22 protein-coding genes are annotated in these 23,034 nt (G+C 72.0%); 10 read left to right on the top strand and 12 right to left on the bottom strand.

Going from position 1 to position 23,034, the window contains the following annotated elements; translation table 11 throughout:
- The first annotated feature begins 85 nt into the window (after positions 1-85).
- The 3 genes from SRB17_RS27220 (at position 86) to SRB17_RS27210 (ending at position 2,572) form a co-directional block, all read left to right on the top strand.
- Entirely contained in the window at positions 86-280 is a 195-nt protein-coding gene (locus tag SRB17_RS27220; RefSeq protein ID WP_323376302.1) for a hypothetical protein, read from the top strand.
- A 79-nt stretch (positions 281-359) separates the two neighbouring features.
- Positions 360-926: a CGNR zinc finger domain-containing protein gene (locus tag SRB17_RS27215; protein ID WP_323376301.1), complete on the top strand. Its 567-nt coding sequence runs from the start codon at positions 360-362 to the stop codon at positions 924-926.
- Positions 927-1,387: 461 nt separating this feature from the next.
- Positions 1,388-2,572: a YbfB/YjiJ family MFS transporter gene (locus SRB17_RS27210; protein ID WP_153543020.1), complete on the top strand. Its 1,185-nt coding sequence runs from the start codon at positions 1,388-1,390 to the stop codon at positions 2,570-2,572.
- A 156-nt stretch (positions 2,573-2,728) separates the two neighbouring features.
- Here SRB17_RS27210 and SRB17_RS27205 read toward each other — a convergent pair whose 3' ends face one another.
- A complete protein-coding gene (locus tag SRB17_RS27205) occupies positions 2,729-4,492 on the bottom strand; it encodes an MOSC and FAD-binding oxidoreductase domain-containing protein (RefSeq protein WP_153542753.1) in 1,764 nt (587 codons plus the stop codon).
- 209 nt (positions 4,493-4,701) lie between these two features.
- Between SRB17_RS27205 and SRB17_RS27200 the strand changes: the two genes are divergently transcribed.
- From SRB17_RS27200 to SRB17_RS27185, 3 genes are all read left to right on the top strand, one after another.
- Positions 4,702-5,391, top strand: coding sequence for a TMEM175 family protein (locus SRB17_RS27200; RefSeq protein WP_228396301.1), 690 nt, complete (start codon positions 4,702-4,704; stop codon positions 5,389-5,391).
- Positions 5,392-5,594: 203 nt separating this feature from the next.
- Entirely contained in the window at positions 5,595-6,464 is an 870-nt protein-coding gene (locus SRB17_RS27190; protein ID WP_153542751.1) for an alpha/beta fold hydrolase, read from the top strand.
- Positions 6,465-6,617: 153 nt separating this feature from the next.
- Positions 6,618-7,478, top strand: a complete 861-nt coding sequence (locus SRB17_RS27185) for a DUF427 domain-containing protein (RefSeq protein WP_153542750.1) — start codon at positions 6,618-6,620, stop codon at positions 7,476-7,478.
- Positions 7,479-7,579: 101 nt separating this feature from the next.
- On the opposite strand, the gene SRB17_RS27180 is transcribed toward SRB17_RS27185, so the two are convergent.
- The 8 genes from SRB17_RS27180 to lnt form a co-directional block, all read right to left on the bottom strand.
- Positions 7,580-7,951: a YybH family protein gene (locus SRB17_RS27180; protein WP_153542749.1), complete on the bottom strand. Its 372-nt coding sequence runs from the start codon at positions 7,949-7,951 to the stop codon at positions 7,580-7,582.
- A gap of 31 nt (positions 7,952-7,982) precedes the next feature.
- Positions 7,983-8,696, bottom strand: a complete 714-nt coding sequence (locus SRB17_RS27175) for an SDR family NAD(P)-dependent oxidoreductase (RefSeq protein WP_153542748.1) — start codon at positions 8,694-8,696, stop codon at positions 7,983-7,985.
- A gap of 130 nt (positions 8,697-8,826) precedes the next feature.
- On the bottom strand, positions 8,827-9,756 hold the full coding sequence (locus tag SRB17_RS27170) for a LysR family transcriptional regulator (protein ID WP_153542747.1): 930 nt from the start codon (positions 9,754-9,756) through the stop codon (positions 8,827-8,829).
- 174 nt (positions 9,757-9,930) lie between these two features.
- Complete coding sequence (locus SRB17_RS27165; protein WP_153542746.1) at positions 9,931-10,530, bottom strand: TetR/AcrR family transcriptional regulator; 600 nt, start codon at positions 10,528-10,530, stop codon at positions 9,931-9,933.
- Between the two features lie 117 nt (positions 10,531-10,647).
- Complete coding sequence (locus SRB17_RS27160; protein ID WP_153542745.1) at positions 10,648-12,567, bottom strand: helix-turn-helix domain-containing protein; 1,920 nt, start codon at positions 12,565-12,567, stop codon at positions 10,648-10,650.
- Positions 12,568-12,643: 76 nt separating this feature from the next.
- Positions 12,644-13,459, bottom strand: coding sequence for a 3-hydroxybutyrate dehydrogenase (locus tag SRB17_RS27155; RefSeq protein ID WP_153542744.1), 816 nt, complete (start codon positions 13,457-13,459; stop codon positions 12,644-12,646).
- A 54-nt stretch (positions 13,460-13,513) separates the two neighbouring features.
- On the bottom strand, positions 13,514-13,993 hold the full coding sequence (locus tag SRB17_RS27150; RefSeq protein ID WP_153542743.1) for an NUDIX hydrolase: 480 nt from the start codon (positions 13,991-13,993) through the stop codon (positions 13,514-13,516).
- A gap of 89 nt (positions 13,994-14,082) precedes the next feature.
- Positions 14,083-15,693, bottom strand: coding sequence for an apolipoprotein N-acyltransferase (lnt, locus tag SRB17_RS27145; RefSeq protein WP_323376300.1), 1,611 nt, complete (start codon positions 15,691-15,693; stop codon positions 14,083-14,085).
- Positions 15,694-16,339: 646 nt separating this feature from the next.
- On the opposite strand from lnt, the gene SRB17_RS27140 reads away from it, so the two are divergent.
- Positions 16,340-17,311 (top strand): O-antigen ligase family protein, encoded by a 972-nt coding sequence (locus tag SRB17_RS27140; RefSeq protein ID WP_153542742.1) that lies wholly within the window; start codon positions 16,340-16,342, stop codon positions 17,309-17,311.
- 36 nt (positions 17,312-17,347) lie between these two features.
- Here SRB17_RS27140 and SRB17_RS27135 read toward each other — a convergent pair whose 3' ends face one another.
- On the bottom strand, positions 17,348-17,893 hold the full coding sequence (locus tag SRB17_RS27135; protein WP_153542741.1) for a hypothetical protein: 546 nt from the start codon (positions 17,891-17,893) through the stop codon (positions 17,348-17,350).
- A gap of 106 nt (positions 17,894-17,999) precedes the next feature.
- Positions 18,000-18,785: a glutamate racemase gene (locus SRB17_RS27130; protein WP_323376299.1), complete on the bottom strand. Its 786-nt coding sequence runs from the start codon at positions 18,783-18,785 to the stop codon at positions 18,000-18,002.
- Positions 18,786-18,824: 39 nt separating this feature from the next.
- Here SRB17_RS27130 and SRB17_RS27125 point away from each other — a divergent pair, with 39 nt between their 5' ends.
- Positions 18,825-20,018: a glycosyltransferase gene (locus SRB17_RS27125; protein WP_416237091.1), complete on the top strand. Its 1,194-nt coding sequence runs from the start codon at positions 18,825-18,827 to the stop codon at positions 20,016-20,018.
- A gap of 6 nt (positions 20,019-20,024) precedes the next feature.
- Here SRB17_RS27125 and SRB17_RS27120 read toward each other — a convergent pair whose 3' ends face one another.
- Entirely contained in the window at positions 20,025-21,380 is a 1,356-nt protein-coding gene (locus tag SRB17_RS27120) for a TerD family protein (RefSeq protein WP_228396339.1), read from the bottom strand.
- A gap of 292 nt (positions 21,381-21,672) precedes the next feature.
- On the opposite strand from SRB17_RS27120, the gene SRB17_RS27115 reads away from it, so the two are divergent.
- Together SRB17_RS27115 and SRB17_RS27110 are read left to right on the top strand one after the other, a co-directional pair.
- Complete coding sequence (locus tag SRB17_RS27115; protein WP_153542739.1) at positions 21,673-22,104, top strand: DUF6643 family protein; 432 nt, start codon at positions 21,673-21,675, stop codon at positions 22,102-22,104.
- Between the two features lie 44 nt (positions 22,105-22,148).
- Positions 22,149-22,973 (top strand): MOSC domain-containing protein, encoded by an 825-nt coding sequence (locus tag SRB17_RS27110; protein WP_153542738.1) that lies wholly within the window; start codon positions 22,149-22,151, stop codon positions 22,971-22,973.
- The last annotated feature ends 61 nt before the right edge of the window (positions 22,974-23,034 follow it).

Here is a 23,034-nt window from a genome sequence, read left to right as displayed (position 1 = left end):
TTGACAGGTGACATGCCGGATGGGAATCTGACATCCACCCGAAGCCGACGGGCTCGACCCGTCACCGATGGAGCGGAGGTCGACCGTGGAGAGCCAGAACACCGCGGAAAGCGCTGCGGCCGCGCGTCACGCGCGATTCGGCAAGCTGCCCGAGCGTATCCGCTACGAGGACATGGTCGAGGTGAAGTCGACGACGCCCCGCGACGCGACGAGAGACGCCTACGACCCCGAGGGATCATGGATGTCCTTCTCCTGCCTCGCCCTCGACCTGGGCCTGTGAACCCGTACGGGGCACCGATTCAACAGGTGATGCCGTGGCGACACACTCGTGCCAGCCGGTCACCTGTCAAAATGGTGATGTGAATCTCGACCACGTCTTCGTATGCGGAAGCCCGGCCCTTGATTTCGCAGCGACGCTCCGCGCCCGGCGTACGGCGCGCTTCGAGATGCTCGCGACACCGGACCGACTCGACGCCTGGTATGTGGAGTCGGGAATCGTCGATGCGGTCTCCCCCAGTCGGGAGATCGACGTGGAGCAGGCGACGACCCTGCGGGAGGCCCTGTACCAGCTGGTCACGGCCCGACGGCTGGGCGATGACTACGACAAGGGGGCGCTCGCCGTACTGAACAGTGCGGCACGCAAACCTCCCGCTGTGCCCCAGCTGACCCCGTCCGGCCGGTGGACGGCGGCGACGCCCGAAGAGGCGCTGTCCACGGTGGCCCGGCTCGCCGTCGAGCTCCTGAGCGGGCCGGACGTACCCCTGCTCAAGGAGTGCGGCAACCCCGAGTGCACCCGCGTCTACATCGATCGCTCACGGGGCACGCGACGGCAGTGGTGCGGCATGGACTCCTGCGGCAACAAGATCAAGGCAGCCGCGTACCGGGCCCGCAAAAGGACCACGCACACGGCCGGGAAACGTCCATGACCGCCCTCTCGGTCGAAACCGGGCACTCCGTCCGGGCCGGGCGCCCGGTTGCCGGCGGAAGCTGACGGTCCGTTCGAGGCCGGCCGCCTGGGAGACTGAGGCTCCCAGCAGGGAGGAAGCCGGTCCTGGAGTCTGCCCAGGTGGCGAGCGCAAGCTGGGCCCATGGGAAACCGACGGCACGTCACCTCGATGCCTCCGGGGACCACGCCGTGGGCGGTCACCGTGCGGCCGGTCGATCGGCGGACGCGGCCCCATGGATGGAGCGCCGTAGGTCACCGCTTCGGAGCCGCAGTTCAGCGAGCCGTGCCAGGCCGGCAGCACCCCATGCTGATCGATCGAGCATCCGCGAGGAACACCGCATGACCGCAACACCGCCGCACGGCCGGGCTTCCGCCGCCAAAGGCGCGATCCCTTCACCCTGGGCCCACGTAGCGCGGGCCGCTGCCGCGCTGGCGACCGGCATGGGTGTGGGCCGCTTCGTCTACACCCCGATTCTCCCGTTGATGCACACGCAGGCGGGACTGGCGGCCGGGGCAGGGGCGAACCTGGCCACCGCCAACTACGTGGGATACCTGGTCGGAGCTCTGGCCGGGACCTTCGTGCCACGGTTGGTGCGTTCCGCAGTCGTGCTGCGCGGCAGCCTCCTGGCCCTGGTCGCCTCTCTGGCGGCCATGCCGCTGACTCACTCCACCACCCTGTGGTTGCTCTTCAGGCTGGGCGCTGGAGTCTTCAGCGCGCTGATCTTCGTCATCGCCGCCAGTTCACTGCTCAGCCATCTGCGCGAGCACCCGGCCCACCTGCCCGGCTGGGCGTTCGGCGGAGTCGGCGCCGGGATCGCCCTGTCGGGCCTGCTCGTCCTGGTGCTGCGCACGGCCGGCACCTGGCGGGCCGCCTGGTGGGCCTCCGCAGCCCTGGCCGCGGCGCTCTCCCTCGCCGCCTGGGGCCTGCGCCCCGAACCGGCCCCCCGGCCGGACTCGTCCGCGGCGGGAGCGGCCGTACCGATGTCCGGACCGCGCACCCATCGCTGGTTCAGCACCCTGTTCGCGTCCTACACGCTGGAGGGCATCGGCTACATCATCGCCGGCACCTTCCTGGTCGCGGCCATCGAGCAGAGCTCGCCCGGCTGGATCGGCGGCGGTGCCTGGGTGCTGGTGGGGCTGGCAGCCGTTCCGTCCTCCGCACTGTGGGCCGCCCTGGGACGCCGATGGTCCCGCCCCGACCTGCTGTTCGCCGCGCTCGGTGTGCAGGCGGTGGGCATCGCGCTGCCCGCGCTGGTGGGCGGGGTCGCGGCCGCACTGATCTCCGCGGTGCTCTTCGGATCGACCTTCATCGGCGTGAGCACGCTGGCCCTCGCGGCCGGCACGCACCTGCGGTTCCCCCGCGCCGTGGCCCTGCTGACCGCCGGATATTCGGTCGGCCAGATCCTCGGCCCGCTGGTCGCCGCCCCGTTGCTCCACCACGGCTACCACCGGGCGCTGATCCTGGCCTCCGTCGTCGTACTGGCCGCTGCACTCGCCGCCCTGGTGCTCCGCATCGGATTCCCGCACCACATGCCGGTACACGGTCAGGCGGTCCGGCGCTCGCACCCCGGCCCCGGCCACCGGCTCGCCTCCCCGGACACAGCCGACGTCCGGGCGAACGAATGACCCCCCGGGTATCCCCGTAGAGACCGGACCAAGAAGCACACCATGCCGATCGTCTCCTGCCGTGCGCGGGGCGACCGATGAACCCATCAGCGAGATGTTCATGGTCATCCGCAACAGACGGAGGAGCCGCCGACCATGCGTGCAGGTGCCGGCCGACTACAGGTCGAGGACCACTTCCGCGGTCGGTTCGCTGCAGCAGACGAGGACGGTGCCGGGCTCGGGGAGTTCGAGGGGTGGAGTGGTGTAGGTGACCTCGCCTGCCACGAGGTGCGTGACGCAGGTGTGGCAGACGCCGGTACGGCAGGACCAGCGGGTGGGGATGTCGCAGGCTTCGGCGAGTTCGAGGAGGGTGGCGCAGGCGGGTGACCAGGGGGTGGTGATGCCGCTGCGGGCGAAGGTGATGAGCGGGCCGGTGCCCGTGGGGCCGGGTGGTTGGTGCGGCTGGATCGCGGCGGTGGGTGTGACGCCGGGGTTGATGGCCGGCAGCGCGCTGAACTGTTCCGTGTGGATCCGTTCGGCGGGCAGTCCCTGATCGCGGAGGAAGCCGCCGACGTCGTCCATGAAGGCGGGCGGTCCACAGAGGTAGGCGTCGGCGTCGGCGGGGATGCCCAGGGCGGCGAGGGATCGGGCGGTCGGGCGGCCCCGCGTGATGTGGCGCTCGCCGGGGTGGGGGGCTTCGGCGGTGTAGTAGATGTGCTCGTGGGCGTCGGGGAGTCCCGCCAGCAGGGTGCGGGTCTCGTCCGCGAAGGCGTGGTGGGCGCGGTCGTGAGCGGTGTGGATCCACCAGACGGGGCGGGGGTCTGCCATGGCGGCGAGTTGGTGGAGCATGGCGAGCACCGGAGTGACACCGATCCCCGCGGAGGCGAGGACGACGGGACGGCGGGTGCTTTCCTCCAGGACGAACGTTCCGCGGGGGCTTGCGATGTCCACGAGGTCCCCGGGACGGAGCGCGGCGTGGAGGTAGCCGCTGACCTTCCCGTGGGGCTCGTGCTTGACGCTGATGCGGTAGGTGCCGTCCGTGGGCACGCAGGAGAGTGAGTAGCTGCGCACCGCGGGGGCGGCGTCGCCGACGGGCACGCGGAGGGAGAGGTACTGGCCCGGGCGGGCCTCCGGCAGTGGGGTGCCGTCGGCGGTGTCGAGGTAGATCGACGTGACGGTGGGGGTCTCGGGGGCGATGCGGGCAACACGCATGGATTTGAATCCGGGCCAGGCCGGCGCTTCCCGGGGCTGCTGGGTGGTGGCGCGTTCGCCGGGCCATCCCGGTTCCTGCTTGGGCTGCTGGGCCGCGGCGAGTTCGCGGAAGGACTGCTGCCATCCGGGGCTGAGGGCGGGGATGTTCAGCGCTCTGCGCAGCTTCGCGGGGTCGCGGTCGGGGAGGTAGAGCAGAGCGTCGGTGTCGGCGACGCTGAGTTCTTCCTTGCCCTTGCGGGTGAGGGTGATCTCGTCGCCGGCCTGGACGCGTCCCTCGGAGATCACGCGCAGGTAGAAGCCGGGGCGGTGGTGGGCGACCAGCAGGGAGGCCATGGCGGGTTCGCCCAGGCGCATGCCGACGCGGTAGCAGGTGACGCGGGGCTGGGTGACTTCGAATTCGGCTTCCCCGATGCGGTACCGGTCGCCGATCCGGACTTCGTCGTCGGACAGTCCGTCGACGGTGAAGTTCTCTCCGAAGATCCCGAAGGTCAGGTCGTCGCGACCGAGCTGCTTCTGCCAGTACTGGTAGGACTGCAGCTGGTAGACGAGGACGGCTCGCATCTCGCCGCCGTGCCCGGCCAGGTCTCCTTGACCGTCTCCCTCGACGTTCAGCCGCCGGACCATGCGGGGACCCTGGACGGGGGCCTTCCAGGCTCCGGTGTGGACGGTCCTTCCCTGCCAGGAGACATCCCTGGGCATGCCTACGTTGACGGACAGCAGCGTCGCCATTACGGACCTCCTGCGAGGCGGCCGACCCGGGCAGCCCCTCATGGCGCTGTGACCTGTGCGCTGGTGCCGATCCTATGCGTGGGCCGGTACGGCCGCGATTCCGTGACCTGGGAGCCTGCCGGCGAGGTGCGGGGCGGCGCGGTGACCCACGCCGAGGAAACGCTCCTCGGATGCGCGCGGCGGAGCCTACGGTGCCGGAGGCTGGGGCGATGAGAGAGCCTGTTCACGGACCGGGCGGCCCGGGAGAAGGGGCGACGTCGTTCGGCGTGGAGCGCGATCCCGCCCGGGTGGTCGCGTTCAGCGACGGTGTCATCGCCATCGCTGTCACCCTGCTCGTCCTGGAGATCCACCCGCCGCACGACACCAGCCGGCTGCTGCACGGCCTCGCCACGCTCTGGCCGTCCTACCTCGCCTACGTCGTCACCTTCATGCTGATCGGACAGGTGTGGGTCAACCACCACCTCATGTTCGACCACATCCGCAGCGCCGACCGAGTGGTGCTCTTCCTCAACACCGTGCTCCTCATGGACGTGGCGTTCCTGCCGTTCGCCGCCTCCGTGCTGGCTCAGGCGTTCCGTGACGGACACGGGGAGCGCACCGCTGTCGTCCTCCACGGTGCCGCCTTCGAACTTCTGGCCGTTCTGTTCAACATCATCTGGGGCTATGTCCGCCGGGATCGGCGACTCCTCGCCGCCACCATCGATGAGGCCGGCGTGGCAGCGATCGGCCGGCGCTTCCGGCTCGCCCTTGTCTGGCTCGCCGGCGGAACCCTGATCGGCGCCTTCGTTCCCGTACTCGGCATGGCCGTGATCGCCGCGTTCGTTCCGTACTACTGGCTTCCGATCGCGGGCGAGATGGCCGAGGCCGAGCGCCGGCGTCGCCGTGGGCATCGGACGTGACCCGCGACGGGCGCGGGGGCGGTGCGCTGGCCGATGAGCGCTGACGGACCGAGGCTGGAGGCGGACCGACGCCCGCCTCGGGCGCATCGACGTCCCCGACCGGCGCCGTCAAACTAACCAGCTAAATGAAATTGACAGGTTAGGTCGGAGCGTGCTCGACTGGAGATATAACCGATAAAACTCGAAAGAGGGGTTAGACGCAGATGGTCTCCGCAGTCCACCACCGCACCGCCACCGTCAACGGCCTCGAGGTCTTCTACCGGGAGGCCGGCGCCCCCCAGGCGCCCGCGGTCGTGCTCCTCCACGGCTTCCCGACCAGCTCGCACATGTTCCGCCACCTGATTCCGGCGCTCGCCGACCGCTACCACGTGATCGCCCCCGACCACATCGGGTTCGGCCAGTCCGCGATGCCCGCTCCGGAGGACTTCCCGTACACCTTCAACGCGCTCACCGACGTCACCTCCGGCCTGCTCCAGAACCTGGGCATCGACCGGTTCGCCCTGTACGTGCAGGACTACGGCGCCCCCATCGGCTGGCGTCTCGCCCTCCGGGCCCCGGAGCGCGTCACGGCGATCATCACCCAGAACGGCAACGCCTACGAAGAGGGCTTCGTCAAGCCCTTCTGGGAGGCCGTCTTCGCCTATGCCAAGGCCCCGGGACCGGACACCGAGGCCCCCATGCGGGGCGCCCTCACCCCCGAGATCACCCGCTGGCAGTACGTGAACGGTGTCGCCGACCCCACGCTGGTCAGCCCCGACAACTGGGTGCACGACCAGGCGCTGCTGGACCGCCCCGGCAACGACGAGATCCAGCTCAGGCTGTTCCGCGACTACCCGACCAACGTGGACCTCTACCCGCGGGTCCACCAGTACTTCCGTGACTCCCGGGTCCCGCTGCTGGCGGTCTGGGGGGCGGGCGACGAGATCTTCGGCCCGGCCGGGGCGGAGGCGTTCCGCCAGGACCTGCCGGACGCCGAGGTCCACCTCCTCGAGTCAGGGCACTTCGCGCTGGAGAGCCACCTCGAGACCATCACCGAGCACATCCGCGACTTCCTCTCCCGCGTCCTCGACTGACGCACAAAGGCGCACACAGAGGCGTCGGAGCGCACAGAGGCGTCGGAGCGACTGCGGCGGCCGGGGCCCCCGGCCAATGCCACTCCCCCGTCCGCATCCCGCCCGTCTCACTGAGCGTCCGCCCGTCCACCCCGTCCCAGAAGGGAACCCGCCATGGGACTGTCCTGGCAGCAAGGCCCCCTCTCCACAGGCGCCGTCGGACACTTCCTCACCCCCGAACCGCTGCCCGAGCGGCTCCTGTTCGCCGAGCGGCTGCGCCGTCGTATGCGTGTGAAGTTCAACGACACCTGGATCGCCGACAGCGAGAACGTGATCCTGCTCCACGAACCGGGGCGCTACCCCGTCGCCTACTTCCCCCGCGAAGAGATCGACACCCAGGCCCTGGTCCCAAGTGGCAAGGTCACCCACCACAAGGACCTCGGCGACACCGCCTGGTACGCCGTGCACGCCGGCGACCGCACCACCGAACGCGCCGCCTGGGAATTCACCGCACTGCCTGGATATGCCGCCGAACTCCAGGGCCGTATCGCCTTCGCCTGGCGCACCATGGATGCCTTCTACGAGGAGGACGAACGCGTCCTGGGACACGCCGCGGACCCGTACCACCGCATCGACATCCGCACCACCTCCCGCACCCTGGAAGTCCGTCTTGGCGACACCGTGCTCGCCCGGTCCGAACACCCCGTCGTGCTCTACGAGTCCGGTTTCGCCCCGCGCTGGTACGTCCCGCGCGCCGACATCGACGAAACCCGACTGCGCCCGGTCGAAGGCCAGACCTTCTGCCCCTACAAGGGCCTGTGCGACTACTACGACATCGGCGAGGCGCACCGCGCCGCCTGGTCGTACCGCCACGCCTACCGCGAGGTCGACAGGATCGACGACCTGGTCTCCTTCGAAGCGGACCAGGTCGAGGTCTATCTGGACGGCACGCGCCTGCAGCCCGAACCCGGGCAGAACGTCATCTCCCACGGTGTCGACCGCGGCCTGGACGTCGACGAAGTCAAGGCCCCTTGACTGCGACGAGCGCCCCGGCGTGGGATCACCAGGCGGTGATCCCACCACCAGCCGCCCCGCTCGGGGGCACGACGACCGGAGCGGCTGGATGACCGAATCGGCTAATCCAGGCGGGAGACCTGGTAGTGGCTGATGGCCCAGTCGCCCCCGGTGCGGCTCACGAGGACGGAGAGTTTCACGTCGAGCGGAGGCCGGTCGGTGAAGGAGAACTCGACGGCGAGGTAGCCGAGAACGAGGTCGTCGGCGTGCCGCCTGGTCTCGAGGATCCGGTACGCCGCCGTCATTCCGAGAGGCTGGGAGTCGTAGTAGTCGGCGACGCCCTGGCGTCCGACACTGTAGGGATGCAGTCCCTGGAAGACGGCGTCCTCGGTGAAGAGGGCGGCGACGCGCCCGGGTTGGTGTGCGTCGACCGCGGCCTTCCACCGGTCGAGCACTCTGGTCAGGATCTCCGCGTCGTCGGTCGTGGTGGTCATGTCCGCTCCTGGTCCGATACGTGACGTGCGGTCAGTGTCCGGCGCTCATGCCGCCGTCGACGTGCAGGATCTCGCCGGTCACGAACGGCGCCGTCTCCAGGAAGAGCACCGCGTCGACGATGTCGCTCACTTCACCCATCCGGCCGACCGGGTGGAGTGCGGCGAGGAACTCGTGGGTCTCCTCCGGGTGCATGGGAGTCTTGATGGTGCCGGGCGACACGGCGTTGACGCGGATGCCTCGGGTCGCGTACTCGATGGCCAGGGACTTGGTCGCGGACTGCAGGCCGCCCTTGGTCAGTGAGGCGAGGACGGAGGGGACCCGGGCGTCCGGGCTGTCGACCAGGCTCGTGGTGACGCTGACGATGTGTCCGCCGCCCTGGGCCAGGAGGTGCGGCAGGGCCTGCTGGGTGAGGTGGAAGAAGCCGGCCACGTTGATGCCGGTCACAGCGGTGTAGTCCTCGGCCGTGTAGTCGGTGAAGGGCTTCGCGACGAAGACACCCGCATTGTTGACCACGGTGTCGATACGGCCGAACCGCTCGACGGCGGCGGCCACGACCCGCTCGGCGGTCGCCGGGACGGCGATGTCCCCCTGGACGGTCAGGACGTCGGCGCCGTCGGCGGGGGCGATGGTGCGCGAGGTGGCGACGACGGCGTGGCCGAGCCTGCGGTAGCCCTCGACCAGAGCGGCGCCGATGCCCTGCGACGCGCCGGTGATGATCGCGACCTTCTGATGCTGTGTGCTCATCGTGACTTTCTCCGAAGGGGCTGACCGGTCACTAGCCGACCGGTCGACTATTCGAAAACCTAGGTCGGCAAGCCCGGCAGCAGAAGGACCGGCTTCCTCCCCCCTGGGAGGTGCAGCCTCCCAGCGCACCTCAGCCCTGGACGGCGTGGGGATCGTCGGCGGGCAGCCAGGCATCCGGGGCATGGATCCCGAGGTCGCCGACGCCGTCGCACAGGGCGTCGACGGCGGCCAGGACGCCGGTACGGTCCTCGCTCGCGCGCCAGACCAGGGACCAGGTCCAGTACACCTTCGGCCCGACGATCTCGCGGCGGACCAGGTCACGCGGCAGCGGCGCGGTCTGACCCTTGGGCGAGTTGAGGACGGGGCGGCTGCAACGGCGGACGTGGTCGAAGAAGGCGGGTCCGGTGATGGCGCCGTCGGAGATGCGCACCGCGCGGGCCCCGGTCACATGCGTCAGCTCTGCGGCGTACTCGTTCCAGGAGGCCCAGGCGGTGACGTCGTCGTCGATGAGGATGTCGGCGTCCCGGGCGGGCAGGTCGCTCGTGTCGGTGCCCTTCGCCACGGCGTACAGCCGGTCGGCGCCGATCAGCCGGGCCCGCAGCCCGAGCCGCTTGAGGTCCTCGGTACGCACCCAGCAGACGGCGAGGTCCAGGCTGCCGTCGGCGACCCGTGCGGCCTGGGTGTGCGAGGGGGCGACCCAGGCGTCCACGTGCACCTGGGCCACCGCGGCGGTCCGCGAAGTCAGGTCCGAGGGCAACCAGTTGACGTATCCGAGCCGTACCGACTCCGAGCCCGACAGCCGGCCGGCCCGGCGCTTGAGATCGTCGGCCCGCTCCAGCAGGGCGCGGGTGTGCGGGAGCAGGGCGGCGCCGGCCGGGGTGAGGGAGACAGAGCGGCGGTCCCGGTCGAACAGCCGGACGCCCAGGTCCCTTTCGAGCGCCTTGATCTGCTGGGAGAGCGAGGGTCCCGCGATGAGCAGCCGCTCGGCGGCCCGGCCGAAGTTCAGTTCCTCGGCGACGGCGACGAAGTACCGCAGCTGACGCAGTTCCACGAACGCCATGCTACGCGCCGAGAGGCTGCGCCGATCAGCGGCAGGACAGCCGGCCGTCGCAGCGGCGCCGGTGGCGGGCGCGCGATGAGCGCACCGACGACGGACCGAGCACCATGCCATGCGCACCAGAACGCTCGTACGGCAGCGGCAACCGGCCGAGACCGGCGGACCCGTCACGTGGTCCTAGGCGCCGACCGCACCCAGCAGGGCCCGGCAGTTCTCCCACAGGGGGCTCAGCCGCTGCGTGCTGTTGTACAGCTTGGCGAACATCACCTGACCCTCCAGCTGGGCCACCACCGCCCGCGCCGCCTCCCGGGTGTCGGCCACACCGACCTCGCCGCGCTCGCGGGCCTCGGCGATGACGGACTCCACCATGTCGACCTGCGCGTCGAAGATCTCCTGCAGCCGCCCGCGGACCGCCTCGGTCTGGTTGCTCAGCTCCAGGGTGAGGTTCCCGAACAGACAGCCTGTCACGGTGCCACAGCTCTGCTGGACGGCGCGTTGCCCGGCCCCCGTCTCCTCGAACAGTCGCCGCAGCCGCGGCAGCGGCTCCGTGTCGCCGGTCAGGACCCGTGTCCAGTCGCGCTGCTGGGCCGCCCAGTGCTCGTCGACGACCGCGAGCGCGAGGGCCTCCTTGGACTCGAAGAAATAGTAGAAGCTCCCCTTCGGCACCCCCGCCGCCTTGCAGATCTCGGCCACGCCGAGCGCCGAGTACCCGCGCTCCTCGATCAGCGAGCGGGCGGCGTCCAGGATCTTCCGCCTGGCATCACTGGTACGTCCCATGACATGAGTGTAGGAAGATAACCGACCGGTCGGCTACTGACCCCTCTGCGCCCTTCCCAGGAGCGGACTGGGAGCCTGTGTCTCCCAGCAGGGAGGGGACCGCCCCCGGTACAGGGCTCAGCGTCTGTCCGGTGCCGCCAACCGGTGCAGTCGCAGGGCGAGTTGGATCTCCAGGGCGTGGGCCGGGGTCTGCCAGTCCTCGCCCAGGAGGCGGCCCACCCGCTCCAGCCGCTGGGCGACGGTGTTCACGTGGACGTGCAGCGCCTCCTTGGTGCGGGCCGGGCTCATCCCGCACGCGAAATACGTGTCAAGGGTGTGCAGCAGCTCCGTACCGCGTCGCTCGTCGTAGGACACGACCGGGCCGATGGTGCGGTCGACGAAGCCGGCGATGTCCCGTTCCCCCGCGAGGAGCAGGCCGAGGAAGCCGAAGTCCTCGGCCGCTGCACCGTCCCCGGTCCGGCCCAGCAGGTGCAGGGCGTCCAGGCAGCGGCGGCCCTCGGCGTAGGCGGCGGCGATGGTCTCGGGGTGCGCGGCGAGGTCGGTGACGGGGGCGGAGGCGCCGATCGTGACCGGTTGGTGGACGGCCGTCCCCAGGTGGCGGGCGGTGTGCCGGGCCAGGTCCGTGGCGGTGTCGTCGCCGGTGAGTGGGAGCAGCAGGACGGTGCCGCCGTCGCGTGCGGCGGCCAGGCCGTGCCGGGTCGCGGCGAGGTGGGAGGCGGCCGACCACAGGCGACGACGGGCCGCGGCCTCCTCGTCGGCGTCGGCCGCCGGGCCGTCGAGGCGCGCGGCGAGGACGACATGGGTGGCGTCCAGGTCGGCGTGCAGCCGGGCGGCGCGGTCGCGCAGCAGGCGCGGATCGCGGTCGCGTGCGTCCAGCAGGTCGTCCAGCAATTCGCCCCGCACGCGCTGCTCGGCCTCGGCCGCCGAGCGACGGGCGAGCAGGAGCAGCGAGGTGACCATCGCCGCGCGCTCCAGGGTGCGCTGGTCGACGGGATCGAGGCCGGGGTGTCCGCGCAGGGCCAGCGCGCCGAGGAGTTCGCCGCCCGCGGCGACCGCCGCGATCCAGTCGCTGCCGTGTCGTACGGCGTGCCCCTCGGCGCGGGAGGCCTCCAGCGGCTCGGCCGGTGCCGCGTCGGCCTCGCTGAACTCCACGGTGCCGTCGAGGACCTCGGAGACGGCGGCGGCCACGTCGTGCACCCCGCCGCCGCGCAGCACGAGCTCGGCGAGCCGGTCGTGGACGTCCGAGGCGCGCTCGATGACCGCGCTGCGATCGCGGATGATCTCGTTGGCGCGCTCCAGGCCGGCCAGCGCGGCGCGGGTCTCGGTCAGCAGGTTGGCGGTGTCGAGGGCGGCCGCGGCGAGCGCGGCGAAGGAGCCGAGCAGCGCGATCTGCTCGCGTTCGAAGACGCGTGCCCTGCGGTCGGCGGCGAAGAGGACGCCGATGACGTGCGGGCCGAGCATGAGGGGGACGCCGAGGATGGCGATGAGGCCCTCGTCGCGTACGCCGGCGTCGATGGTGAGGGTGTGCTGGAAGCGGGCGTCCTTGAAGTAGTCGTCCGTGACGTACGGCCGGGTGGTCTGGGCGACCAGTCCGCCGAGACCCTCGCCCATGCCGAGGCGCAGTTGCTGGAAGCGGGCGGAGACCGAGCCCTCCGTCACCCGCATGTAGGTGTCGCCGCGCGCCGGGTCGTTCAGGGTGAGGTAGGCGACGTCCGTGCCGAGCAGGGAGCGGGCGCGCTGCACGATGGCCTGCAGGACGGCATCCAGGTCACGCAGACCCGCGAGGTCGTGGGCGGTCTCGAACAGCGCGGACAGCTCCGCCTCGCGTCGCCGGCGCCCCTCCAGCTCGGCCCTGACTCGCAGGGCGAGCAGCTTGGCCCGCTCCAGCGCGGCGAGCCGGCCGGCCGGGCCGCCCTCGGCTCGGGCGAGCAGCACCGGCTGCTCGTACGCCTCGGCGGAGGCGTCGCGGGCCAGCAGCTCGAGGTAGGCGGCCTCGGCGCTGCCGCTGGGTGCCGACTGAACGTGATCGCGAGACATGGTCACAGGATTACGCATCGGCCGGGCGGCCCGTCAGGCCTGTGGAAAACTTCCGGGCCGGGCGCCGCCGCACGCTTCAGTGGGCCGTCCACCCGCCGTCGAGCACCAGCGAGGTGCCGGTGACGAAGGACGTCTGCGGGCTGCACAGGTAGGCCACGGCCTCGGCGACCTCCTCCGGTTCGAGGAGCCGCTGGACCGGGCTGTCCTTCAGCAGGACCTCGGAGAGCACGCGTTCCTCGGGGATGCCGTGCGCCTGCGCCAGGTCCGCGATCTGCTTCTCCACCAGGGGTGTGCGCACATAGGCCGGGTTCACACAGTTCGAGGTCACCCCATGGGCTGCGCCTTCCAGAGCGGCCGTCTTCGACAGGCCCTCCAGACCATGTTTGGCGGCCACATACGCGGACTTGAAGGCGGAGGCGCGCAGACCATGGACGGAGGACACATTGACGATCCGGCCCCAGCCCTGCGCGTACATGTGCGGCAGGGCGCCGCGAATGAGGCGGAACGGCGCCTCCAGCATCACGGTCAGCACGGTGTGGAAGACCTCGGGCGGGAACTCCTCGATGGGGCGCACCAGTTGCAGGCCCGCGTTGTTGACCAGCACATCGGCACCGGCGGCGGCGCGTTCGGCGGCGTCGAGGTCGGTGAGGTCCACGACGTGCGGTGCGACGGTCCCCGGCAGGTCACCGGCCCGTTCCGCCTGCCGGGCCAGCGCGGCCAGGCCGGCCGCGTCCTGGTCGACGGCCCGCACCTGCGCTCCGGCGGCCGCGAGCCGCAGCGCGCAGGCGCGGCCGATGCCGCCTGCGGCGCCGGTGACGAGGGCGGTGCGGCCGCCGAGGTCGAGGGCGAGGGGCTGGGGGCGAAGGCCGGGCGGGAGGCTGGACGAGGTCATGCGCCGACCCTAAGCGGAACCCACCCGTCACCACATGGAGTGACCACCCATACCTCAGCCGACAGTCGTAGGGTCAAACCACGTGGGTGCCTCGGACATGGCCTGCTTGATCCGGAAGCGGCCGAACTCGTGGAGATCGGGCAGCGCGTCCACCGTGAACCAGCCCACTTCCAGGGACTCGTCGTCGTTGACCCGGGCCTCGCCGCCCACCGCCCGGCAGCGGATGGTGACGTCCATGTACTGGCACCGGTCGCCGTTGGGGTAGGTGACCGGCTCCAGGGCCTGGACGAGGACGACCCGCTCGGCCACGCAGCGCACCGCCGTCTCCTCGAAGACCTCCCGCACGGCACAGGCCGCGGGCTGCTCACCGGGCTCCGGAATACCCCCGATCACCGACCACTTGCGGGTGTCGGCCCGCCGGCCCAGGAGCACTCTGCCCTCGTCGTCGAAGACGATCGCGGTGACTCCGGGGAGCCAGAGCAGTTGCCGGCCGGCGGAGGCCCGGAGCGTGCGGATGAAGTCAGGAGTAGCCATGGGCCCGACCCTAACGGGCCGGGCCCGTGCCCTCCTGGCGGTTCAGCGGGCGTACGCGCCGTTTCAGGGGGCGTATGCCGGTCGTACGGCTACGCGCCACCGGCGCGCCGCCGGCGCAGCCCGGACCCGATCGCCCAGCCGACACCGCCCGCGGCGGCCAGCACCAGAGCGATCTCCGGGAGGATGCCCAGTTGGGTCGCGGGGGTCTCGGACGTGCGCAGCGGCACCTTCTGGACGAGGTACGCGGGCACGAACATGCCGGTCCGCTGGGTGATCTTCCCGTCCGGCATGATGACCGCGCTGACGCCGCTGGTGACCGGCACGGTGACGGTGCGGCTGTGCTCGACGGCGCGGATCCGGGACATGGCGAGCTGCTGGTAGGTCATCTCGCTGCGGTCGAAGGTCGCGTTGTTGCTCGGCACGGAGAGCATCTCCGCGCCATGGGTGACGGTGTCCCGCACGTCCCAGTCGAATGCGGCCTCGTAGCAGGTGGCGAGGCCCACCTTGGCGCCGTCGATGTCGAACACGCCCGGCGTGCTGCCCCGGCTGAAGTCCTGGCGGACCATGCCGGTCCAGTTCTTGTTGATCGCGCCGACGAGCCCGCGCAGCGGGAGGTACTCGCCGAACGGCTGGATCTGCCGCTTGTCGTAGGTCTGCGTCGGCCCCTTGCCCGGCTCCCAGAGGATCTGCTCGTTGAGCAACTTGCCGTCCCGCTCCACGACGGCACCGACCGAGATCGGCACGCCGACGGCCTTGGCGGCCTCGTCGATGACAGCCGCCGCGTCGGGATTGGCGAAGGGGTCGATGTCGGAGGAGTTCTCCGGCCACAGCACGTAGTCGGGCTTCGGGGTCTTGCCCGCCTTGATGTCGGCGGCGAGTTCGAGCGTCTCGCGCACGTGATGGTCGAGCACGGCCCGCCGCTGGGCGCTGAACTCCAGCCCGGAGCGCGGCACGTTGCCCTGGATGAGCGCGACGGTCCGGGTGCCGTCCTCCGCCTTGTCGCTCACCAGCGGCCGGGCGGCGACCGCGCCCGCGACCGGGACGGCCACGCTGAGCAGTGCGGCGGCGGCCGTGCCGCGCCGTACGGCCCCGGTCCGGCGCCGCTCGGCGATCAGCCGGCCGGCCTCGTACAGGCCGAATCCGCACAGCACGACCGCGAAACCCAGCACGGGAGTGCCACCGACCGCGGCGAGCGGCAGGAAGACGCCGTCCGCCTGCCCGAACGCGATCTTGCCCCACGGGAAGCCCCGGAAGGGCACACGCGCGCGTACCGCCTCGCCCGCGATCCAGACGGCGGCAGCCCACACCGGCCAGGCCGGCAGCCTGGAGACGGCAGCGACGCCGACGCCCACCAGGGCGATGAAGATCGCCTCGATGGCCACGAGCGCCAGCCAGGGACCGGGACCGACCTCCACGCCGGTCCACACCAGCAACGGCAGCAGGAAGCCCAGCCCGAAGAGGTAGCCGAGGCCGAGGGCCGACTTCCAGCCACGGCCGCGCAGCACCCAGCCGAAACCGGCGAAGGCGGGCAGCGCCAGCCACCACAGGGTGCGCGGCGGGAAGCTCACGTAGAGCAGCACTCCGCAGAGCGCGGAGGCGACGGCCGGGACCAGACGGAGCAGGCGGCCGCGGAGCGCGCTGGGCGCGGGGGACGGCTGGAGCTGGTCCGGCTGGTCCACGGAAGTTGCGGTGACGGTCACCCGGGTGAGTGTACGGCGGCCACCTGGGCCGCCGACAGCGCGGTTCACGGGCCGGGACCGGCACCGCGGCCCATGGTTCTCCCTGGTCGCCGCCGTCCCAGCCCGGCCGGCGCGCCCGTGTGGTGCCCGACGCCCCGTCCCGGCGGCCGTGCCCGGCACCGGTTCGTGGCGACCGCGCGAGGTGCACGATGCCGGCTCCCCCGCGGCCGCGTGGAGGGGCTGTCCCGACTCCCGACGGCTGCGCGGACATCGCATCCCGAATGCCGGCGGCCGCGTGGAAGCCCCATCCCGACGCCCAGCGGTCGCACGCAGAGCACCGGTCCGCGGCCTGCCCGCACCCGCGCACTCCCGCACAACGGAACCACCGCACCAGCCGCACCGAACGCCCCCGTCACCCACCCCCTCCACAGCCTTCCGCCCATCCCCACCGCCACTTTCCGCCGCATCTCGTGTCCAAACCGGTCATCAGCCGCTACGGTGAGCCCAGCCTCGGCAGTGCGGCCGGATCCAGCGCGGGGCCCGGTCGCGGCCTGAGGCAGGGGTCCGGGGACGAGGGGCAGCGGTGGGGTCGACGGGGACGAGGTCCGCGGCCGGTGTGGATGCGGGCGCGGTCGACGTCAGGCGAAACGTTTCTGACGGGGCGGGCATGCTGCTGCTGGGCGCCTGCGCCGGCTGGTCGCTGATCACCGCGGCGGCGCATGACGGACGGCCCGAGGGCGTGCTGCTCGCGGTGCTCGCCGTCGCCGCCGGTCATGCCGTGGGCCGGGTGTCCGGTGCGCTGCTGCCGGTGGCCGCGCCGTCTGCCGGTGCGGTCGCCGGACTGACCCTGGCCGTGGCCCTGCCCGCTCTCTCCACGGGACCCCGGTACGCCGTCCCGCTCGGCCACGCCGGTGGCACGGCCGCCCTCCTGGCGCTGGCGACGGGCGCCGCGTGCTGCGCCGCCTGGGCCACGTCCGTACCGGAGTTGAGGCTGGTGCTGCGGCTCCTGGCCGTCGGGATCGTGCTGGCCGGGGCCGTGCTGGGGTCGGCGGCCGGATGCGTGTCGAGTGCGGCCGTACTGCTGTGCTCGCTCACCGCGGGCTCGGTGTCCCGGCGGGGTGCCTGCCTGCTGGGCCTGGCGGTGGCCGCGGCGCTGGTGGCCGGAACGGCCTGGGCACTCGCCGCCGACGTACTGCCGGGCGGACTCGCCCGGGTGCTCGAAGGCCGGCTGAGCGCGCACCGGGTCGCGCTGTGGCAGGACGCCCTGCACCTGGCGGGCCGGAACCGGGGGCTCGGGGTCGGTCCGGGACGGTTCGGCGAACTGGGCGGCTCGGCCCCGCAGACGCTGTCCGCCGACGGCAAGCCGCACTCGGCCCTGCTCCAGCTGGCGGCGGAGCAGGGCGTCGTCGGGGCGCTCCTGTGCGTCGCCGCGTACTGCTGGGTGCTGCACGCGCTGTGGCGTTCCCCTCGCGCGACCCCGGTCGCCCTGACCGCCGGCGCGGCCCTGACGGCGCTGGCGGTGTTCGCCACGGTGAGCAACGCGTTCAGCTTCACCGCGGTGACCGTGGGCGCCGGGCTGCTGGCCGGATGGGCGACGGCGCGGCCGTGGGCGCGCGACGGCGCTGAGCCCAGGCCCTGACGGCGTCCTGCCCGCGCCGCCGCGCGACGCGCGATCTCAGCGGGCCGAACCCGGAGTGATCGTCCGCAACCGGGCCCTGATCACCCGTACCGCCGACTCGGCGTTGTCCACGGTGATCGTGAAGGTGTGGCCGTCCCACAGGCGCAGCACGATGCCCTCGCCACGGCGTACGACGACGGCCGTGCCCTTCTCGGGGCGCCACCGGTAGCCCCAGCCGCCCCAGGCCCGGGGGGTGACGAGGGCGGTGAAGTCTGCGCCGGCCACATGGGAGAGCGGGATGCGGCGGCGCGGCAGCCCCATGTGGCCGCAACGGACCTCGACGCACTCCTTGTCGAGCCTGAGATCGACGTGCACGAAGGCGAGCGTGCCGAAGAGGACCAGCAGGCCGGCGGCGATGCAGCCCACGACCGACATCGCCAGCGGGGCGATGCCGGAAGTCCATGCCGAGTCCACGGCCAGCTCGATACCGAGGGCCATGCAGGCCGCGCCGACCAGCGCCAGCAGCCACTGGACCCGGTTCGTGGCGCGCCCGGTCCAGACCTCGGGGTTCGGGCCGTCGTCGGCGTGGCGGTGGTCCCTCATGTTTATGAGGTTACTCAGGTTTCGGTGCGCGGGTAGGGCGTAGCAGACGGTGACCGACCCGGGTGGACCAGGGCGGGGTGGGCGCGGCCGTCGTCGCCCGGCCCGATCAGCGGACCGGGCTGACCGCCTGCAGGAAACGGCCTTCCGCATAGGACAGCGCCGTGTCCGGGAGCGTGGCCTCGCGACCGCTGAGCAGCACCGTGAGGGTGGTGTCGGCGACGGCGGCGGGGGCCGGCTCCGCACCGATCCTGCGCAGGGCCTGTGCGGCGACCGCCCCAGCGGAGCCGTGCAGGGCGAGCGGTGGGCGGCCGGGCCGCTGGACGGCTGCCCGGATGCGCTCGCCGACCAGTTCGTAGTTGGTGCAGCCCAGCACGACGGTGGTCACGTCCTCGGGGGTGCGGGCGGCGGCCGAGGCGATCGCGGCGTCGATCGCGCCCTCGTCCGCGTGGTGCACCGCGTCCGCGAGACCGGGGCAGGGCACCTCGGTGACGGCCACACCGGCGGCGAACTGCTCGATCAGGTTCCGCTGGTAGGCGCTTCCGGTGGTGGCGGGGGTCGCCCAGATCGCCACATGGCCGCCGCCCGCAGCGGCCGGCTTGATCGCCGGGACGGTGCCGATGATCGGCAGATCAGGTTCGAAGCGGCCCCGCAGCACCGGCAGGGAGTGCACGGACGCGGTGTTGCAGGCGACGATCAGGACGTCGGGCTCATGGGCTGCGGCGGCCTCGCACACGGCGAGGGCCCGCTGGGTGATGTCCTGCGGGGTGCGCGGTCCCCAGGGCATCCCGTCCGGGTCCCAGGAGAGCACGAGATCCGCGTCGGGCCGCAGCCGCCGTACCGCGGCGGCGGCGGGGAGCAGGCCGATTCCGGAGTCCATGAGCGCGATCTTCACCCGGCCACGATAGACGATGGGGCCTCGCGGACCCTTCCGGTGGGGCAGACTGCGGGCGTGAGCGCCCTGCTGTGGATCACCGTCGTGTCGCTGGCCGCCTGGTGCTGGCTGCTGCTGTGCCAGGGCTTCTTCTGGCGCACGGACGTACGACTGCCGCCGCGGCGGGACCCGGTCGCATGGCCTTCGGTCTGTGTGGTCGTACCGGCCCGGGACGAGGCGGCGGTGCTGCCCGCGAGCCTGCCGTCGCTGCTGGCGCAGGACTATCCGGGGCCGGCCGAGGTCTTCCTCGTGGACGACGGGAGCACCGACGGCACCGGCGACCTGGCCCGCGAGCTGTCCCGACGGCACGGTGGACTGCCGCTGACCGTGGGCTCTCCGGGTGAGCCGCCGGCGGGCTGGACGGGCAAGCTGTGGGCGGTCCGGCACGGCATCGGCCTGGCACGCGCGCGTGACCCCGAGTTCCTGCTGCTGACGGACGCGGACATCGCGCACGCGCCGGACAGCCTGCGGGCGTTGGTGGCGGCGGCCCACGCCGGGGGCTTCGACGTCGTGTCGCAGATGGCACGGCTGCGGGTGGAGAGCGCGTGGGAGCGTCTGGTGGTCCCGGCGTTCGTCTACTTCTTCGCGCAGCTGTATCCTTTCCGCCGGATCGGGCGGAAGGACTCGCGTACGGCCGCGGCGGCGGGCGGCTGTGTCCTGCTGCGCGCGGAGATGGCGGACAAGGCCCGCATCCCGGACGGCATCCGGCACGCCGTCATCGACGACGTGGCGCTCGCGCGTGCGGTGAAGGGGACCGGCGGGCACGTCTGGCTGGGACTTGCCGACCGGGTGGACAGCGTGCGGCCCTACCCGCGGTTGCACGACCTGTGGCGGATGGTCTCGCGCAGCGCCTACGCCCAGTTGCTGCACAACCCCCTGCTGCTCCTCGGTACGGTCGCCGGGCTGGCGCTGGTCTATCTGGTGCCGCCCGTCGCGGTGGCCGTCGGAGCGGCGGGGGGCGCTGCGGCGACGGTGGTCGTCGGCGCTGCGGCGTGGGCGGTGATGGCGGGGACGTACGTGCCGATGCTCCGCTACTACCGGCAGCCGCTGTGGCTCGCGCCGCTGCTGCCGTTCACCGCGTCGCTCTATCTGCTGATGACGGTCGACTCGGCCGTGCAGCACTACCGGGGGCGCGGGGCCGCCTGGAAGGGCCGCACCTACGCGCGGCCCGATGCCGTGCCCGACGAGGGCTGAGCCCGGTCACTTGCGGCCGGGCGTCCAGTTCATGCCCCACCCGTAGGCGCGGTCTATGGTCCGCTGCGGACTCACCCCGCGCTCCGGCACCAGATACCGGGCCTCGCGCTGCACGAGGAGATCGCCGCCCGTGTTGGTGATCAGGGCGAGCGCGCACACCGTGGAGGGGACCGTGCACTCGTCGAGGGAGAAGTCGATCGCGGCCCCGTGCTGCGGCTGGAGGGTGACGGTGGCGTGCAGGTCGGCGAAGGAGTTCGCGCCTTCGTAGATGGTGACGAAGACGAGGATGCGCCGGAAGTCCTGCCGGTGATCGAGGTTGACGGTGAGGTTCTCACCGCTCGCCACGGCACCGGTGCGGTCGTCGCCGTCGAGGTGGATGTACGGCGGCCGCTGCAGCGAACCGAAGGCGTTGCCGAGGGCCTGGACGACCCCTTTGCGGCCGTCGGCGAGTTCGTACAGGGCGCACAGGTCGAGGTCGACCTCTCCTCGCCCGCCTCCTCTCCGGCTGCCCCAGGCGCCGGAGAGGTGGGTGCGCATCTGCCAGTTGAGGTTCACCCGCATGGCTCCGGAGGTGCCGCCCTGCTTGGCGAGCGAGACGGAGGGCGCCGTCTTGGTGAGGGTGATCTTGGACAGGCGGACGGGCTGCGGCGCCGGAGGTGTCGCGGGCGCGGGCGCCACGGTCGGGGGCGGCATGGCCGGGAGTGACGGTGCGGTGGTCGGCGTGGGAGGCCCGGGCGGTGTCACCGGGGCCGCTGCGGGAGGTGGCGGCGGTGTGACCCGGGCCGGTGCGGCAGGCGGGATCGGTGTCGCCGGGCGCGGCGCGGCGGGCGGTGCGGCGTGCTGGGGTTCGTCCACGGTGATGCCGAAGTCCGTTGCGAGGCCCTCCAGTCCGCTGCCGTAGCCCTGGCCGACGGCGCGGAACTTCCAGCCGCCCTGACGGCGGTAGAACTCACCGAGCACGAAGGCCGTCTCCACGGTCGCGCCGGCGCTGTCGAAGCGGGCGACCGCCTGGCCGCTCACGGCGTCGGTCACCTCGATGTAGAGGCCGGGGACCTGCCCGAAGGTCCCGCCGTCGGCGGAGGCGGCGAGGACGATCCGCTCGATCGCGCCCTCCACGCGCGCGAGGTCGACGGAGAGGGTGTCCGTGACGCCCGCGGCGACCGTCCTCTTGCCCTCGTGGCGCACCGCTCCGGAGGGATGGGCGGGCTGGTTGTAGAAGACGAAGTCGTCGTCGGAGCGGACCTTCCCGGTGGCGAGCAGCAGCGCGGAGGCGTCCGCGTCGGGCACGCCGGGTCCGGAGCGCCAGCCGAGTTCCACGCGCAGCGCCGTGGTCGGCACCGGCGTGTTCGCCCCTTTCATCATGGACATGTCCGCCCCCATCCGTGTCGCTTCCGAACACCCTCGGTCGTCCAGGTCATCCCTACCCGCACAACGTATTCGCCGGTACCGCGAACTCCTACGACGAGCTCCGGAAGATCGCCGGTCAACTGCCGGTAACCCCGCAGGAACTCGCCCTTTACACGATTAAAGCGCGGACCGACGTCCCTTTTTGCCAAGTTCGCTCGGATTGGGGATCCCAGGTCACTGCGGACACGGAAAACAACCCTCTTATCGGTCTCCCCAACGAGCACATCGTGGGCTTAACTTATGTGCCATGACCTCCCCCCGCTCCACTTATGGTGGCGGCTACTACTCCGCCTCCTTCCCGGACACCCCGATCTACGACTCGCTCGTCGCCGAGCGTGGTACCCCGCAGATCGCCCCGATCCGGGTCCCCGCCGCCTACGACATGGGCAGCAGCCTGCCTGCCCTGCCGTCGGCCCTGCCCGCCCTCCCGGCGGCACCCTCCCCGCAGGCCCCCGCCTACGGCTACCCCCAGATGCCCCAGCCCGCGCCGCTGCAGCAGGCGCCCACGGCGTACATCCCGCAGCAGGCCGCCGCCCCGCGGGGCTACCCCGGCCAGCAGGCGCCGCAGCAGCAGCGCCCGATGGGCACCGGTTACGAGGCCATGCGCCCGGCCGCGCCACGGCCCGCGCCGGCTCCCTACCAGGACCCGTACAACAACCAGCAGTACCGGGGCTACTGACCGGCCCACCAGTCGCTGTCGGTGCCTGCTGGCACGATGGCGGCATGGGAAACGCCGTACTGCAGTCGATCCACGTTCATCCGGTCAAGGCATTCCGGGGGCTCGCGCCCCGGGAGGCTGTGGTGGAGCCCTGGGGCCTGGCCGGAGACCGGCGCTGGACACTGATCGACGACGGGGGAAAGGTCGTCACACAGCGCGAAGAGCCACGCCTCGCGCTGGCCGCCGCCGAGCCCGAGGCCGGCGGCGGCGTTCGTCTGTCCGCGCCCGGCAGGGCACCCATGACGGTCTCCGTGCCCGAGCCGGCCGGGACCGTGCCGGTGAACGTCTTCGGCACGAAGGTCGAGGCGGTCCCGGCCGCCGCCGCCGCGCACGCCTGGTGCAGCGCCTACCTGGGGGCGGACGTCCGCCTGGTCCACATGGACGATCCGGCCGGCCGGCGGCCCGTCGATCCCGAGTACGCCCTGCCCGGCGAGACGGTGAGCTTCGCCGACGGCTACCCCTTGCTGGTCACCACGACGGCCTCCCTCGACGCCCTGAACTCCTTGATCGCCGAGGGTGCGCACGCCGCCGAGGGCCCGCTGCCGATGAACCGCTTCCGGCCGAACGTCGTCGTCGCCGGCACCGAGGCCTGGGCCGAGGACCACTGGTCACGGATCTCCATCGGCGAGGTGGTCTTCCGCGTCGCGAAGGCGAGCGGACGCTGCGTCGTCACCACCGTCGACCAGGACACCGCCGTACGCGGCCGGGAGCCCCTGCGCACTCTGGCTCGTCACCGCAGGGTCGGATCGCGACTGCTCTTCGGCCAGAACCTCGTGCCCCTCTCGCGCGGCACGATCAGGGTCGGGGACCCGGTGCGGGTGCTGCGGTAGCGCGCGACAGCGGTTCGGGGGTGGGGAACCGGGGGCGGGTCCCGCTCGTTGGGAGGACACG

The sequence above is a fragment of the Streptomyces sp. RB17 genome (assembly GCF_009604455.1).
Classification (GTDB): Bacteria; Actinomycetota; Actinomycetes; order Streptomycetales; family Streptomycetaceae; genus Streptomyces.
This window is presented reverse-complemented; position numbering and strand designations above follow the sequence as displayed.